This is a genomic window from Fuerstiella marisgermanici, assembly GCF_001983935.1.
Lineage (GTDB): Bacteria > Planctomycetota > Planctomycetia > Planctomycetales > Planctomycetaceae > Fuerstiella > Fuerstiella marisgermanici.
In genome coordinates, this window is the sequence record NZ_CP017641.1 from 6,004,752 (window position 1) to 6,020,746 (window position 15,995).

The window sequence follows — 15,995 nt, forward strand, 5'->3', positions numbered from 1 at the left end:
CGGTTCGGTTGGTGTCGACTCCCCCAGAATACCGCTTGGATTATCCACGTCAAGGTGTAGTATTTGCCGGGGAGTGCGATTTCCATCATTTGAGAGGCAAGCCGGAATGACTACAGCGAACCTGTCGACCATCGTTTTTGCAGCAGTTTTTGTCGCCGCGGGTTCGCTATTGGCCAGCAGCGATGAATCGACTGACGCGGCGAAGACTGGTGCCGTAGAAGGCACTTCGACAGTCGCCACGACGACCGTTGAGGCGGCCCGACGGCAGGCGGAGATACTTCACGAAGCGATGCACTCAACGTTGCAGATCACTCACGACCGCTTTTACCGCGAAGACGAAGGGTTGCCGATCCCGGCGTTTTCAATGAAAGAAGTGTTCGCGGAAATCAAACAGAAGCAGGGAGTTTCACTGCGTTGGCTTGTGGTGGAAGGCCAGGCAATGAACACGGACCACAAAGCAAAAACGGATTTCGAAAAAGAAGCGGTCAAGGCGTTAAAGTCCGGCCGCGGGTTTCACGAACAAAATGAAAACGGCGTCTATCAGCGAGCCGCCGCGATCACTCTTTCCAACCACTGCCTGAAATGTCACGTCCCCGATCGACGAGACACGCGCGACCGCACAGCAGGCTTAGTGATTTCCATTCCCGTAGCATCGAATTAGAAGTTGCCAAACAGCGAATCTCGCTGACTTGCAGCCGCGGAACAAGCGTTTCGGACGATGAAGGCTGTTTCCCACGAGCCCGAACCGGCCACGACAAAAGGAAAACTGCTCTAACAGCATCACACTTCAAGGCCGTAGAACTTCTGAGCCGTCCCGCCAAAGACCATTTCCTGTTCTGAGTGACTTAGCGAACCGAGCAGTTCCTGTAACGCGCCGTAAACCTGCTCGTAGGTCGCCGCCAATTCGCAGACGGGCCAGTCGCTACCGTACATGCAACGAGCCGGACCGAAGGCTTCCAGGGCAGTTTCGACGTAGGGTTTCAGGTCGGCCGGCTTCCAGTTTTTCCAGTCGGCTTCCGTGACCATGCCGCTGAGTTTGCAGTAGATGTTCGGAAGCTTCGCAGCAGCCTTCAGATCGTCGACCCAGCCAGCGGTCACCTGATCTTTAATCTTCGGCTTCGCAAGATGGTCAATCACCATCGGCAGGTCGGGCAATTTTCGTCCCAGCGTAGCGGCGTGCTTCAAGTGTTGAGTGTAGAACAACAGGTCGTATGGAACCGCATGCTTTTCCAAAACCTTCAGTCCGCGGATGATGTTCGGCTGGATGATGAAGTCCGGATCGGGTTCGTCCTGAACAATATGTCGAATGCCAACAAACTTCGGATGTTCAACAAACTCCGCAAGTTGCTCTTCACACTTGTCTGACGCCAGATCAACCCAGCCAACAACGCCCGCAATAAAATCATTCTGTTCCGCCAGCTTTAAGACCCAGCGGTTTTCAGCGACATCGTGCTGTGTCTGCACGAACACGGATTTGTCGATGCCGCATTTCTGCAGATGCACTTTCAGGTCGGCAGGCAAATAGCTGCGACAAATTGCTTTGTGCTGTGGCGTGTGCAGCCAGTCGTATTGGAACGGCAGATCAAGCTGCCAGAAGTGCTGATGGGCATCAATGATCATGTGACATTCTTCATCAAAGGGTCTTAAGAACGGCTGGCGCGTGACCGGTTAAACGCTTGCACGTTTGAGAAGCACGTTGCTGGCGTTGTCCGTGTACACCGCTCGCAACTGTTCGTCGACTAACCGCCCCGATTCGTGAACGCGGATCATCGCCGCTTCGGGAATCAACAAAGGTGCATGGCTGCCATAGAGGACTCGTCCCTTTGGCACAGCCTTCACCAATTGGGGCACGGCATCGGTTCCGTCCACGCGAGCTGTGTCGAAATAAATGTTGGGCAACCCCGCGAGCTGAGTCAGCAACGGAGATCTAAGACGATGGTTAAGCAATTGAATGCGGACGTTTGGATATTTTTTCTTCAATGTCAGCAGTGGCTGAACGTCGGTGTCCGGCACCTGTAACTGTGGGTGCTGAGTTCGGCCGTCTTCCATGGCCACCACAATCTGCACGATCAGGCTGGCGTCCTGTGCCAGTTGCAGAAGTTCAGTGAACTCAGTGTCGAGCAATGTGTAGCCGTGATAGTTCGGATGCAGTCGAATGACCTTCATCTGATGTTCGCCCGCACACCGCTGCAGGTCGTCGGGCCAACCCGGCAACGCCAGATTGATACTGCCAACGGGAACCATGTCGGCATGAGGGCGGCATTCGGCCGCAAGGCGTTGATTGACAGCCGCGATATCACGATGCAGAAGGCCTTCAAAGCTTCCCGCCCATACCTGCGAAACGTTTAGAGACCGCAGCTTCTGCATCAGCTTAGTGGTGCTATCCAGCGGCAATCGGCGGAACGGCCAGGCAAACAGGCTGACGTTGGTGTCGATAACGCCTTCAACCCGTTCGGCAGCGCTCACCGGAAATGTTCCCGCTGCGGCAGCAACACCAGTGAGCTTTAACAGATGACGACGATTAAGCATGGATGCGTTTCGTGGCAGAACAAAGCTAACACCGGCGTGGCCTAAGCGGTCGCACAATCTGAGCCGTGCTTGATTAGATGAAGATCACGACTTCACCGGTACGCCGGCAAAGGCCGCTAGTTCCGCCAACAGCGGATCGATGGTTTTCTTCTGGAATTTGTGCGGCGGTGCCCAGTCGAACCACTCGCAGTCGTCGTGTTCTGTCAACACGATATCGACGTCGTTGATCAGTCGGCCCAAAAAGATGCGCAGCGTTTTTTCAACTCGCTTCTTGCCAGCTCCGTATCGTTTGCCATTCACAACATAACGGCTTTCGAAGCAGAAGTCGGGATCAACTTCGATATCGTTTGAGGTGATACCAGTTTCTTCTTCGAGTTCACGCAACGCGCATTCGAGGTCTGTTTCGCCCGGGTCGACATGGCCCTTGGGAAGATCCCAGCGATCCGGATGTTTCATTAACAGAAACGAAGTGACCGGGTCGCCTTTGACAATTAAAAAACCGCAGGAACGTGGTTCCTTCATCCGTGATGTCCTTTTCACTTTTCGTCTACGTCTATTCGCTGGCCGACGGCGAATCGGTTGAACTCGATCCTGTGTCCACGCCACTGTCCTGAGGATAAACGATCAGCCGGTCATGGCACAACAGAATAAGATCGTTTCGTCCGTCGCCCGTCACATCCACGATAGCGCCTTCCCGAGGCTCGGTGCCTCGCGCGGATGAATCTGAAACCAACCGCTTCTCTTCGAATACTCGAAAGTGAGTCGCCGCCTGCAGCCCTTTGTCTTTATCAAGTCGCAGGATTTCGACACCATCGATGCTGGTATCGATGACGGCCAAATCCACGTTACCATCGCCGTTAATATCACCGGCGATCACATCGGCAGCATAGGCATCGTCGCGGTCCGATTCGTACGTCGCCACTTCCGTTAGTTCTGAATTTGCCTGGCCGGAATACAGAACGGCAAACTGCTGGCTGCCGCATAATAGTAAGTCGTCCTGTTGATCTCCGTTCAGGTCGGCCACATGAGCCGACGCAAATCGCAGCGAACCGAGTTCCACTTCCTTCCACGGCCGATACAGACCATTGTTCTTGCGCAGGACGCGAAGTTTTTTCACCCCCGTATCCACCAGCACGACTTCCGGATCGGCTTCCCCGTCCAGGTCTACGACCGCTACACCCGCCAGCCGCGCCTTCGATTCTCCGGCGTTAAACTGGTCCGCGATCTTCCATTCGTCTTCTTCGAAAGTCATCTTTCTGGCAAAGGCTTCGCGAGCCACGTAGAGCTCCCTGCCGTGGACAAACAACTCGCCTGCCGATGCAGTACCAAGGTTCAGCGGTTCCACCTTCCAGCGTCCGTTGGCGGCACCTTCGGCCGCCGTTGGTAACAGGACAACGCCTTTATTGCCAGCACCGCTGGGCACGGCCAGAAGGTCGTCGATTGCGTCGCCGTCAGCATCCAACGACAGCAGATTCATTCCCCGCGTGCCGATTGCAGCAGGTGGCAGAGTCTGCACGTCAACTGCGTCGGTCCAACTTTCATCGCCGGACGTATTCAGCAGACGCAGTTTCAAACTGGCGCTGCTGCCGGAACCTTTTTTCATGCAGGCTGCCAGTAGAGTCTTATCCTTCTGACGAAGAATCGTCATCGCGGCGAATTCGTGTCCATCGATTGGTCGAGCGACGACTTCCGGGAAGACGAGCCGACCATCTTTAAATCGACTCACGGCAATCGCAGATTCCTTGTCGCTCATTAAGATCACTTCGGCATGCTGATCACCGTCCAGATCGGCGATGCAAACGTCGATGGCCCCCAAAAGTCCGGGAAATGTTTCCGCCGTTCCAAGGCCGTCGATCCCGTTTTGTCGGTACACCAGCACTTGAGCATTTTCCGGATCCGTAACGACGACATCGCTAAGCATGTCGCCATCGATGTCGCCGATCGCAATCGCGCGTTTTTCGCGGCCGGTGGCTGCTCCAATGCCATACTGGACCAGGCGAGCCGGTAGGTCATCTTCCTGTCGTTTTGTGTGTTGCAGCTTCGAGACCTGAACGCGGCCCGTGCGGCTATCCACGGTCAGAATTTCCTTGCCCGGTTCCTTGTCGACGTCAAACAACGTGACGGAACGCGGCTGATTCAGATCGAAACGAACTTCCGGTCCCAGACGTCCGTCTTTGGTTTGCAGCCGAGCGCACAAGCCACGGTCTGAGCCTTCGTTCGCCTGATAGCTAAGATCCTGCAGGCCATCGCCATCGAGATCTGCGATCTGCACAAGAGCCAATTGGGCAGATGTATTGATCAGTGATTCGGGCGCTTTCATCGAGCCGTCGTCTTCCTGAAAAATCACGTGCGTCGCGTTCTTGCCCAAAACTGCGATGTCAGCTCGCTTGTCGTTATTCAGGTCCCCCGTAGCAATCATCCACGCGGCAGGAGCCAGGTCCGGCAAGCGTACAGACCAGCGTTCGGTCCATTCAGTCTTCCCTTTTTCCGGCTGGTATCGAATGACCAGTCGATCCGGGACACCTACGTACGCCAAATCAGTGCGGCCGTCTCCGTTGAAGTCACTGGCCACAAGGCCTGCCACCTGCTTGTCGACCGAAATCTGACGAACATCGAACCGCCAGTCAGACGCAAGATCGTTGACATATCGACTGGTCTTCCCCTGACCTGGCTCTGCTTCTTTCTGCTGCCGAAATAACCGCAGACAACTCGCTCGATTATCAACCGCAACAAGGTCATCAAGCCCGTCGCTGTCGAAATCTGCGTGTACAAGGCTGAAGGCGCGGCCGTCCAGCTTGTAGAGTTCGACGCCGCTAAAGCCGTAGAACTGAGCCAGTTCGTTTTCGGTCACAGCATCGTCAAAGGCGGCAGCACGATGGCTGCCGACGCAGGCGGCCACGACCACAACAACGCTCAGGAACTTCAACGACGGTGGGGTGGTTTGCACGAAACTGATACCTTTAGAATCTGGATAACAACCGGCAGGGAGCGGATATTCTTAGCCCCATCGCATGAGTGTGCAAGCCGGTTGACTCATTGTAGCTACTGGTCGTGATGCTTGTCTCGAAAGCAATACAGTCGGGCGGACGTTCGAATCAGCAAACGGTCGCCCACCATCGCAGGACTCGCCATCGCCATGTCGTCTTTCGCGAGAACATTCTTATGCAGAATCTTCAGCTCGTCAGCGGACTCCATCACATAGGTGACGCCGTCTTCGTTCAGACAAAAGACTCGTCCACCATAGGCCCATGGTGAAGTCGTGAATGCTCGCCCCTGAGGAATACGTGCCTTATCGAAGACAGATTTGCCGGTTGCCGGATCAAAGCATGCGATAAAGCCGAAGTCGTACAAAACCCACAATCGATCTTCGTAGACTAACGTGGAAGGGTTGTAGGGCCCCGCCATCTTCTGACACCACTGAATATATTCGTTGGACGTTTCGTCTTCTTTTAAGGAAATGTCGCCGGACGCGCCGGGTTTGATCGCATAGATCGGACGGCTTTTGCGATCACCCACATACCCGGAACTGATGTACAGCAGGCCGTTGTGTTCGAAGGGTGTGGCAATCGTGATGCTGGACATACCCTGAAAATGCCACAGCAACTGACCCGCCAGGTCGTACGATCGGACCTGGTCGGTTCCCGGTGTTACGATCTCAACGCGGTCCGCATTCTTCCAGATAAACGGAGTCGACCAGTTGCTCTTTTCATCACGCGGCGTCCGCCAGACCTCGTCGCCGGTCGCTGCATTCAGAGCCAACAGGTACGAATCTTCGTCGTTGTCATTCACCAGATACAACCGGTCTTCGTGCAGCACAGGAGACGCGGCGGTGCCCCAGCCGTTGCGAGTCTTGTGCGGCTGTAACGGCTTTTGCCAGAGCTCGTTACCGTCGAAGTCAAAACAGTAGATGCCGAGGTTCCCGAAGTAGACGTACAATCGTTGCCCGTCGGTCACGGGCGTTTCCGACGCATAGCTGCTCTTCAGATGAATGGAGGTTTCCGGTTTGGCTTCGTGAACCTGCTTTTCCCAAAGGATGTCGCCTGATTTCAGATCCAGACAGTAAACCATCCACTGATGAACGCTGTCCGGCGGAGCAGGGCGGTCGCCGCCGAAATACAGTCCCTTCTTTGGTTCTTCTGACTGGCCCTTGTTCACGACCGACGTCACAAACACCCGGTCGCCCCACACCACAGGCGAAGACCAGCCGCGGCCCGGCAGGTCGGTTTTCCATGCCACGTTTTCGGTGGCCGACCACTTCACGGGCAGGTCAGCATTATCAGAAACGCCGCGACTGTCGGCGCCTCGAAACTGAGGCCAGTTGTCTTCGTAGGCTCGCGCGTCGACGTGGAAGACCGTTCCGAGCACCAGCAGTGTTAGCATGCCAGAGGCAATATTTCTCATCGTCATTTCAATCCATTGGGGTTTCGCAGGAATACGTTCACGGTGCGGAAGAATTTGTACAGAAGGCAACTCAGTTCACAATTATGAATCGCTGACGGTGCCATTATTACCTGCTGACGAACTGTGCCTTACGCCAATACGTCTTCCACAACGTTCCCATAAACGTCTGTGAGCCGGAAATCACGACCAGCGTAGTTGAATGTCAGCTTCTTATGGTCCAGCCCCAGCAGATGCAACACTGTCGCGTGCCAGTCATGGATGTGGACGGGATTCTCAACCGCTGCGTAACCCAGCTCATCCGTCGCCCCATAAGCCAGACCACCTTTGACTCCGCCGCCCGCCATCCAGATCGTATAGCCCTTGTTGTTGTGATCGCGTCCGGTGCCACTTTGAGCATAAGGAGTGCGGCCGAATTCCCCCGCCCAGACGACCAGTGTGTCCTTCAACAGGCCGCGTGATTTCAAATCCGACAACAACGCGGCCACCGGCTGGTCCGTGGCCGCACAGGCTTCGGGCAGAACTTTCTGCAACAGAAAATGGTGGTCCCAGCTAACTGGAGCGGTCACTTCCACAAAACGCGTGCCCGCTTCCACCATCCGTCGCGCCAGCAGACACTGACGGCCAAAACGATCCGTCACGCGGCCCGAACCAATGCCGTACTCATCCATCGTCGCTTTCGTTTCTGACGACAGGTCCAGCAAGTCAGGCACTTCATCCTGCATGCGAAACGCCAGTTCGAATGATTCAATCGCGCCTTCGATTTCTGGGTGGTACTCGTCACGATTCAACTTGTGAGCGTTCAAGTCGCGGATCAGATCCAGTTGTCTGCGTTGTTGTTCGGCCGACAGCAGGTCGTTCTTCATGTTTTTCAACGGCCCGCCGGGTTCCTTATCCACGCCCAGCAGCTTGGCGTAGAATTCGGGAATCTGGTTCGTGCCGATTCTTGTAGCCTGATAAACGGCGGGCAAAAATGCGCTGCCGTAGTTTCGAGCTCCCCCGTTTTCGGATGGAGGATTGATCGTGATGAAGCCCGGCAGGTTTTCGTTTTCAGTGCCCAGTCCATACAGCGACCACGCTCCCAGCGATGGCCGAGTGAACTGAAAACTGCCGGTATGCATCTGAATGAATGCCTGCGAATGATTGGGCAGATCGGTGTGCATGCTATGAATAAAACACAAATCGTCCGCGTGCTTCGCCAGTTCCGGGCAGAGTTCCGAAAACCATAGGCCGGACTCGCCATGCTGAGCGAATTTGAACGGTGAAGGCATTAACGCCGCGTTTCCGGCCAGTGCACTCATGGCCGTTTTACGACCTGCGGCGTCGGCCAGCAGCGGTTTGTGGTCGAACAGGTCGACGTGCGATGGTCCGCCATTCATGCACAGAAAAATGACGTTCTTCGCGGTCGCCGGAAAGTGCGTGGCCTTCGGAGCCAGCGGCTTTTGCGACGTCGCCTCATCGCGCGCCCTCGCCTGTTGAGCCAGACTGGCGAAAGCGAGGTAGCCGAAGCCAGACGAAAGCGACTGAAGCACCTGGCGGCGTGTCGGGAGATTCTTCATGACATTAATCCAAATTCCGAAACTCGGCGGTACACAACATCGCCTGACAAAAGCTGAACGCCGCCAGGTCGCCGCCGGCTTGCAGAAACGTGAGCGACCGTTGCAACTCGTCCTCATCCGGCCTCCGTGCGAGACACAACAAAAACGCTCGCTGAACCAATTGCTTGTCGTCCCGAGCCTCCTTTTCCAGCTTAGCCGCCATCGCGCGAGCTCGCGCCTGCACAAAATCGCTGTTCATTAAATACAGCGCCTGCACCGGCACGTTTGTCTGTTCACGCTCACCCGTCACAAGACTCGGTTCCGCAAAGTCGAACAAACTCAACACGTCCGGCAGCCGATCGCGAATCACGGGCAGATACACAGATCGGTGCAGCGAACCGTCCAGGTCCTTTGGCAAGTTGCGATTCAGCCCGATCAACGACACCGGCTTATCGCCGATCTTTGTCGCCACCAAAGAACCAGCCACCGGCGTCCGCTGCAGTTCTCCCGACGCGACCAGCATCGCGTCGCGAATGGCTTCCGCTTCCAGACGTCGTTTCGGCATCCGCCACAGCCACTGATTCTCGGGATCTTTCTGAAACGACGCCGACTCAAACGTTGAAGACTGACGATAGGTCCGGGACAGCACCAGCGTACGAATCAGCTTCTTTAACGACCAGCCTTCGTTCGTGAAACGCACGGCAAGAGTATCAAGCAGCTCAGGATGACTGGGTTTGGCTCCGGACGTGCCGAAGTTGTCTACCGTGGCCACAAGCCCTCGACCAAAGAGGTGCTTCCAAACGCGATTCACAAAGACGCGACTGGTCAAGGGATGCTGTGTGTTTGTCAGCCATTCCGCCAATTCAAGGCGTCCACTTTGTTCACGAGGAATCGACGGCGCGTCGTTTACAAGGATCGCCTGCGGAAACGCACGAGGAACAATTTCGCCTTCACGACCAATTTCGCCTCGAGCCAGCAGCGGCACGTTCAGCACCTTGTCGTCGAGAACACCCATCGCCACGGGAACTGCCTTGCCGTTTTCGTCGAGCGTTTCCAGCTTGCCTTCCACCGGTCCCATGCGCCAAATGTTGCCCAGTACTTCCTGCAAAGTGAATGTCTTCGCCGGTTCTTTCCCGGCAAAGCGAGCAGCCTGAGCGGCGTCGATCTGGGCTCGCACCTCAGCAAGTTCTGCGAATTGAGCCTTAAGCTTCTGGAACTTTTCCGGTGTCAGCGATTTGTGAAAGACCTGCTGCCCGGGAACTCGTGGCAACACAAGTGGGTCTCCGCCGCGATTGTTCGCGGGCGATACAAATGTGCCGAAGTATGTTTTACTGCTGGCAAAGATTCCGGCCAACGCGTAGTAGTCTTCCATCGAAAACGGATCGAACTTGTGATGATGACAGCGAGCACACGCAACCGAACTCGCCATGACGGCTCGGGTGAGCGCATCAATCTGCTCATCCACAAGATCAGCCTTGAACTTCGCGTCATTGTTTTCGCCCAGGTTCTTGGTGCCGACAGCCAGAAATCCGGTCGCGGTAAGTAGGCGAGCACGTTCTTTGTCGCTGTCGCACGGCAACAGGTCGCCGGCGATTTGTTCGGTCAGAAAACGATCGTAAGGCACGTCGTTGTTGACGGCCTCAATCACATAGTCCCGATACCGCCACGCATAGGGAAACGTGACGTTGGATTCGCCGCCGCTGGATTCGCCAAACCGAGCCACGTCCAGCCAGTGCCTGCCCCAGCGTTCTCCAAAGTGAGGCGACTGCAATAACCGATCCACTTCGTCCGGCAGTGCCGAGTCCATGCCTTTTGCAGCAACCGTCGACATGAAGTTTTTCAGCGACTTCGGCGATGGCGGCAGCCCCACGAGATCGAAGTGCAAACGTCGCAGCAGAGTTGCGGCCTCCGCATCCGGCGAAGGCCTCAGATCATTGTCCTTTAAAGCCGCCAACACAAACCGATCAACATCTCCGCGCGGCCATTGCGAATCATCGACAATGGGGGGAGACGATTCGGTCGCTGCTTGATACGCCCAATGATCCCTGGCCGCTTCGAACCCGGCCCAATCAGAATCTTCGCCGCTGTCACCGTCGCCGTCGGCGCGAGGATCGGGGGCTCCCATTTCGATCCACTTTCGGAAGTCAGCAATGACCTTTGCTGACAACTTCGCCCCTTTCGGCGGCATCTGCAAATCGGGGTCGGCATGCCTGATGGCAGTCAACAGGATACTGGCGTCTGGTCGCTCTGGTATGACCGCGGGACCGCGGTCGCCACCTTTGCGTATCGTCGACCTTCGATCGACTCGCAAACCGCCTTCCACCTTCGCACCAGCGTGGCACTCGTAACACTGCTTCACCAATACCGGCCGAATCCTCGACTCAAAAAAAGCTTCGCCGGCAGCACTGTCATCGTCCTCAGCGGCAGCGTCGCTGGCTATGAAAAACAAAGCCCCGCAAAGAAACAGACAGCCGGTTGAAAATCGATTCGACATTGAACCACCGGTTACGAGTTACCGAAGCCAAGCGCACGCAGCAACGCCTACGGCAAACGAGCAGACTGCGACAATGAGCCTGCCATTGCTGAATCAACGGACTATAGGCCACCGCCATGTTACGGGTGCGTCAGTTCAGAATGTTCGCTGGAATACTTCTGCCACAACACATCCAGGCTCTTCGTAATTGTATCTCTGTCACCCACAACCAGCCAGTACCGATATCGAAACGTCGATTTCGGCGCCAGATTGATGCGATCAATGGGAGCGACATGCATACACGGTCCGGCAGTCGGATCGTTGCTAAGTCCACCCGCATGCGGGCCAAAGTTCCAGTGTCCTTTCGTTGTCGGGCTGAATACAGCAATGCCCTGACCGTCAGCGTTAAAGCAGGCCATCGCATTCTTCGGAGGCGCGGCTTTCCCCCATGGCGGGCCGGGGGGCTGTTTTTCAGGACGCCATTCGCCGTCACCCAGATAACTCACAACGCGGTTAAAATTCCTCGTGAAGTAGCAGGCAGGAAGCTCCTGCGGCCTGAGGGCAACCGGTCCCCAACGATCACCTTCGTCACGTTGAGAAACGAATTCACATTTCACAACAATCGTGTTCGGCAGCGACGGTTCGAAGGACGTCCATTGCCTCATGATTGCCTTTGCTTCTTCGTTTGGCATATCCCAAAGCTTGGGCGTCGTTTCCGAATACAAGACGCCATCATCGCGTCGAAACGTCGAAGCTCGCGCCCATGATCCAACGCCGCCACCCTGAATCGGGTTCCACGTCCAGGGACTCCACGCTTTGCTTTGGCCTTCGGCTGTGCGGTCGAGATGCCGACCAGCGTAATAGGACTGCTGAATCAGTCGGCCCGGGTCAGCAATGTTGACGATGTTGCCGGGATAGTCTTTCGATGACAGCCATGTGATCGCCGCTCCCTTGCTGCGGTCGATACCGACGGAGGTCACTCCGTTATCGATCTTCAACACGTCTTCAGCGGAACAGACCGCAGGGATGAACAGGCAGAAAACGGTGATCCAATTGAGTTTGCAAAATGGCACTGGCGAATATTCCTATAAGGGATGGTCTTAGTCGTTGGGGTTCACGACGTTTTTCCAGGCGGGATACACTGGCCGAGCCCTTGCATTCCGACCACCTTCCAGCGGCGGCGCTGGCGGCGCACTGTTCAAAACCTGGTCTAACTTTCGGCGAGCTGATTCGACCGCTTCATTCCCGTTAGCTTGCGCAAGGTTACGCGATTCATCCAAATCCTGCGGAACGTTAAACAGCCGACCGTCCCGATACAGCTTAAAAGTTTGGTCACGCACAAACTGCGCCCCGGCGAATTTCCCCCAGTACGGTTGATAGTGCCAGAACACCCAATCTCGCGGAGTGCCGGATTTGCCGTTTAGCTGAGGCAGGAAACTGCGCCCGTCAATCGGATCGTCTTTGCTGAGTTCCACACCGGCGGCAGCTGCCAGCGTCGGATAGAAGTCCGTGAAGTCGATCAGATCGTCCACCGCCTTTCCTTCGGGAGTGTGGCCTTTCCAATACGCCACCAATGGCACGTGAGTTCCCATGTCTTTTGTGCCGCCTTTGCCGCCTCGAATGTCACGCCCGTCCCATGCTGAAGTGATGCTGGTGTTGGTGCCATTGTCGGCCGTGAACAGGATGATCGTGTTTTCAAGCTGGCCGATGTCGTCCACCTGCTTGACAATTTCCCCCACGATCTTGTCCAGATAATTCACCATCGCCACGAAGTTGGCCTTCTGCTTGGCCTTGCCTTTGGGAGCCCGATTGGCGTCATGATCGCGCGGTGCGGCGCCGATTGTATCAGGCGTTGGTACGAACGGATTGTGAACCAGAACAGTCGGGTAGTAGACGAAAAACGGTTCGTCTTTGTTACGCTTGATGAAGTCGCAGACGAAGTCAGACATGATATCCGGGCCGTACTTGTTCAGGTTATCGTCCGGTGTCAGCAGCTTTCCATTTTGCTCAAGAGGTGGACTCCAGAAACGTTCACCGCTTCCTTTCGCACCGCGAGGTACGGTGAGTTGCCATAGGCAATATTCGTCGAACCCGGCCTTAAACGGCCGCGTGTTGTCTGAGAAACCCTCAGCCTGATGAGACAGCCCGTTCAGTTGCCATTTCCCGGCGACAGCCGTCTTGTAGCCCGCAGACTGCAGTTTGTGGCCGAACGTCTTACTCTGCGGGTCCAGATAACCGAAGTGCGTATAGTTTCGAAAGTTGTACTGCCCCGTCATAATCTTGACGCGAGACGGCGTACATAATGGCGTCGAATAGCAATGAGTGAACCGAATTCCCTTCGTGGCCAGTTCATCAATGTGAGGGGTCTGGTAGTCTTCAGCCCCATAGCAGCCGAAGCATTCCCAGCTCACGTCGTCCGCCATAATCAGGATAACGTTTGGCTTGCGTTCCGCGATTGCCCTGGTGCAGCACGCGAACGACAGTGCAAAAACCAGCAGCGAGATGGTATTCCTGTTCATTGACGCCAGGCTCCTTTTCAATCAGATTGGAATGCGGAGTTGATTCAGGTTCAGAGAATAGGACAATCAGCGAAGAATGTCTTGCGCCGACTGACTCCCATTCAACGCCTTGACGGCGAACACCAGCACACAATCTTCAACAGGAACAACAATGACTCGCACTTTTATCTCCATCGCCGCGGTCCTGCTGTTGGCTGGTTCACTTACGGCAGATGACGCGACCGACAAACAGGGCGAATGGGTGTCGCTGTTCAATGGCAAAGACCTGACGGGCTGGACGCCCAAAATTCGCTATTCAGAACTGGGCGAAAACTTTGGCAACACGTTTCGAGTCGAAGATGGCGTCATAAAGGTCCGCTACGATCAGTATAAAGATGGATTCGGCAACCGCTTCGGACACCTGTTTTACAAAGACGAATTCTCGCACTATCGGTTTCGCGTTGAATACCGATTCGTGGGCGAGCAGTGTCAGGGCGGGGCGGGGTGGGCGACCAGAAACAGCGGCGTCATGATTCATGGCCAAAAGCCGGAAACCATGGACAAGGATCAGGACTTCCCGGTGTCAATTGAAGTGCAGTTACTCGCCGGCAACGGCAAAGATCCTCGCACCACGTCCAACCTATGTACGCCGGGCACAAACGTCGTCATGGACGGTAAACTGCAGTTGCAACACTGCATCAGTTCAACATCCGAAACCTATCACCTCGACAAATGGGTGACGGCGGAAATCGAAGTGCGTGGCAACAAGGTGATCCGCCACATTCTGGACGGAAAAACAGTGCTGGAATACAACGAACCGCAACTCGACAAACGCGACAAGTCGGCTCAGAAGCTGATCAAAGACGGCAAGCTTGCACTCAGCGGCGGCACAATTTCGCTGCAGTCAGAAAGCCATCCGTGTGAGTTCCGCAAAGTGGAAATCATGGTGCTGGACGAGTAGTAGCCGCAGCAACGGGCGAGCCCAGGACTTAGAACCCCTAACGAAACCTGTGTGGCCGCGTTGTGACGACAGTGGTCGAGATGCAAGGAAAAGTGACGAGGCGACAGACGTCGTCGAGGAGCGCTGACGCCGCAGATCGGCTGCTGTCGTCGCAACCCTCCGGGCCGCTTGTGGTTCCGCCTCAGGCGGCGGCGTTCGTCGTCGACGACAATTGTCGCCTCCTCCTCACTTCTTGCCTGAAACGAAACCACAAACGTCGCGGCTCACACAGGTTTGGTTAGGAGTTCTTAGGTCCTCGGGCTTGCATGCGGAACTCGCGCCGCACGTTCAACGCGGCAGTTACCGACCTGGTTCGCCAACGTAGACCTGTGCATCGACCGTAGACGTAACGTCTGCCTTTTCATTCAGCACACCATTTTTCCACGTCAGACACGCGTGTCCGGCGGACATGTGATCGGCGATTTCGGTCATGCAAATTCCGGCGGCCAACAGGATCAGATGGTCACCGTCATTCAGCGGCGCAATTTTATTGCGTTCCAAGACCTCATCCAGCCGCGACACCAACGTTGGCACGGACGAAGAAATGGTGTTGCCGTAAAATTCCAGGTTGTTCAGGAATTCAATTTCCGGAAACTCCGTTCGAGCCGCCGCGACAAGCGCCTTTAGCAGCTTGCCACTGGGTTGATGAGGCGCCACGATCACTCGTTGGCCCGGTGCGCACTGGATTGAAAGCAAGGCCGAACGCAGGTTGTCCAGCATCAATTCGATCCCGTTCAGAAATACGGGCTCGGGGTTCATCCTCATCACAGTGCGGTCGCCCAGGACGCCTCGGAAGTCGAAGACTTCGGCGGTCTCTTTATGGAACAGAGGGTCCGGATTCGGTCTCCGTTCTGCAGGGATCCGGAAGTCGTCGCTGCGAACCACCGACATCGGCAGACCGTGCCCTACTTCCAGAACAGCCGCCGTCGCACCCGCCGACACGATTCCACAGAACAGCCGGTCTGAGCCATCGTGCCAGTATTCCGGTGTCTCAACGGACAACAAAGCCACTTTGCTGCCGCGATCGCAGTCTTCCAGAAGTAAGCTGCCTTCGGCGGCCAGCTTCAGAAAACCAGAGCAGCCAAAGTTAAATGCCGCGATGCTGCCGGTCGGCAGGTTGAATGCCGTGGTGATTTCAGCAGCCAGCACTTCGCACGCGTGAACATCGGTGTGCGAATGGCACAGCAGGATGTGCTGAAAGTCACCCAACCGCATGTCGGTGACACACTCAAGCCGACGGCAAAGCTGAACGGCGACGTCAATTGGCCGCATCGCCGATTTCAATAGGCGACGATTGCTGATACCTGTCGACTTTTTGATCGCGCGGATATCTGAGAAGCCGCGATTTCCGCCGAGCTGTGATAGCGCGAGCACTGCTTCGTTGTCCAGCTGATCAAACAGCTCGTCCTGATCGAAGACATCAACCACGGCGGACAACCCGATAAAATCGGAAGCGCTATCATTGTGAAAAGAAGTGTCCTTCACCTGGTCTCCTGGCACCCGTCATGGGCAGAAATCTGGATACGCCCGCCTTTTGCCGTGCAGCTTTCGCGCGCAGA

General features: G+C 55.7%; 12 protein-coding genes. 2 read left to right on the forward strand and 10 right to left on the reverse strand.

Annotated elements, in window-relative coordinates; all coding sequences use genetic code 11:
* Positions 1-106: 106 nt before the first annotated feature.
* Positions 107-661, forward strand: coding sequence for a c-type heme family protein (locus Fuma_RS22520; protein ID WP_077026101.1), 555 nt, complete (start codon positions 107-109; stop codon positions 659-661).
* Between the two features lie 119 nt (positions 662-780).
* On the opposite strand, the gene Fuma_RS22525 is transcribed toward Fuma_RS22520, so the two are convergent.
* The 9 genes from Fuma_RS22525 to Fuma_RS22565 all read right to left on the reverse strand — a co-directional run bounded on the left by Fuma_RS22525 (position 781) and on the right by Fuma_RS22565 (position 13,457).
* On the reverse strand, positions 781-1,620 hold the full coding sequence (locus tag Fuma_RS22525) for an amidohydrolase family protein (RefSeq protein WP_077026102.1): 840 nt from the start codon (positions 1,618-1,620) through the stop codon (positions 781-783).
* 48 nt (positions 1,621-1,668) lie between these two features.
* Entirely contained in the window at positions 1,669-2,529 is an 861-nt protein-coding gene (locus tag Fuma_RS22530; RefSeq protein WP_083732246.1) for an amidohydrolase family protein, read from the reverse strand.
* Positions 2,530-2,613: 84 nt separating this feature from the next.
* A complete protein-coding gene (locus tag Fuma_RS22535; protein WP_077026103.1) occupies positions 2,614-3,051 on the reverse strand; it encodes a bis(5'-nucleosyl)-tetraphosphatase in 438 nt (145 codons plus the stop codon).
* 31 nt (positions 3,052-3,082) lie between these two features.
* On the reverse strand, positions 3,083-5,476 hold the full coding sequence (locus Fuma_RS22540) for an FG-GAP repeat domain-containing protein (RefSeq protein ID WP_083732247.1): 2,394 nt from the start codon (positions 5,474-5,476) through the stop codon (positions 3,083-3,085).
* A gap of 95 nt (positions 5,477-5,571) precedes the next feature.
* On the reverse strand, positions 5,572-6,930 hold the full coding sequence (locus Fuma_RS22545) for an outer membrane protein assembly factor BamB family protein (RefSeq protein ID WP_218922249.1): 1,359 nt from the start codon (positions 6,928-6,930) through the stop codon (positions 5,572-5,574).
* A 128-nt stretch (positions 6,931-7,058) separates the two neighbouring features.
* Positions 7,059-8,486, reverse strand: a complete 1,428-nt coding sequence (locus Fuma_RS22550; RefSeq protein WP_077026106.1) for a DUF1501 domain-containing protein — start codon at positions 8,484-8,486, stop codon at positions 7,059-7,061.
* 4 nt (positions 8,487-8,490) lie between these two features.
* Positions 8,491-10,959 (reverse strand): PSD1 and planctomycete cytochrome C domain-containing protein, encoded by a 2,469-nt coding sequence (locus Fuma_RS22555; RefSeq protein WP_077026107.1) that lies wholly within the window; start codon positions 10,957-10,959, stop codon positions 8,491-8,493.
* Between the two features lie 119 nt (positions 10,960-11,078).
* On the reverse strand, positions 11,079-12,011 hold the full coding sequence (locus Fuma_RS22560; protein ID WP_218922252.1) for a hypothetical protein: 933 nt from the start codon (positions 12,009-12,011) through the stop codon (positions 11,079-11,081).
* Positions 12,012-12,038: 27 nt separating this feature from the next.
* Positions 12,039-13,457, reverse strand: a complete 1,419-nt coding sequence (locus tag Fuma_RS22565; RefSeq protein WP_077026108.1) for a sulfatase family protein — start codon at positions 13,455-13,457, stop codon at positions 12,039-12,041.
* A 151-nt stretch (positions 13,458-13,608) separates the two neighbouring features.
* On the opposite strand from Fuma_RS22565, the gene Fuma_RS22570 reads away from it, so the two are divergent.
* Positions 13,609-14,397, forward strand: coding sequence for a 3-keto-disaccharide hydrolase (locus tag Fuma_RS22570; RefSeq protein ID WP_077026109.1), 789 nt, complete (start codon positions 13,609-13,611; stop codon positions 14,395-14,397).
* Between the two features lie 339 nt (positions 14,398-14,736).
* On the opposite strand, the gene Fuma_RS22575 is transcribed toward Fuma_RS22570, so the two are convergent.
* The gene (locus Fuma_RS22575; protein WP_145944312.1) at positions 14,737-15,921 is read right to left on the reverse strand and encodes a 3-oxoacyl-[acyl-carrier-protein] synthase III C-terminal domain-containing protein; all 1,185 of its coding nucleotides are present in this window, start codon (positions 15,919-15,921) and stop codon (positions 14,737-14,739) included.
* Positions 15,922-15,995 lie beyond the last annotated feature (74 nt).

What these genes read in the sequence shown, in the direction of transcription:
- Fuma_RS22550 (WP_077026106.1), bottom strand. Translation starts at nt 8,486, where the DNA reads ATGAAGAATCTCCCGACACGCCGCCAGGTGCTTCAGTCGCTTTCGTCT.
- Fuma_RS22530 (WP_083732246.1), bottom strand. Translation starts at nt 2,529, where the DNA reads ATGCTTAATCGTCGTCATCTGTTAAAGCTCACTGGTGTTGCTGCCGCA.
- Fuma_RS22565 (WP_077026108.1), bottom strand. Translation starts at nt 13,457, where the DNA reads ATGAACAGGAATACCATCTCGCTGCTGGTTTTTGCACTGTCGTTCGCG.
- Fuma_RS22520 (WP_077026101.1), top strand. Translation starts at nt 107, where the DNA reads ATGACTACAGCGAACCTGTCGACCATCGTTTTTGCAGCAGTTTTTGTC.
- Fuma_RS22525 (WP_077026102.1), bottom strand. Translation starts at nt 1,620, where the DNA reads ATGATCATTGATGCCCATCAGCACTTCTGGCAGCTTGATCTGCCGTTC.
- Fuma_RS22555 (WP_077026107.1), bottom strand. Translation starts at nt 10,959, where the DNA reads ATGTCGAATCGATTTTCAACCGGCTGTCTGTTTCTTTGCGGGGCTTTG.
- Fuma_RS22545 (WP_218922249.1), bottom strand. Translation starts at nt 6,930, where the DNA reads ATGAGAAATATTGCCTCTGGCATGCTAACACTGCTGGTGCTCGGAACG.
- Fuma_RS22535 (WP_077026103.1), bottom strand. Translation starts at nt 3,051, where the DNA reads ATGAAGGAACCACGTTCCTGCGGTTTTTTAATTGTCAAAGGCGACCCG.
- Fuma_RS22570 (WP_077026109.1), top strand. Translation starts at nt 13,609, where the DNA reads ATGACTCGCACTTTTATCTCCATCGCCGCGGTCCTGCTGTTGGCTGGT.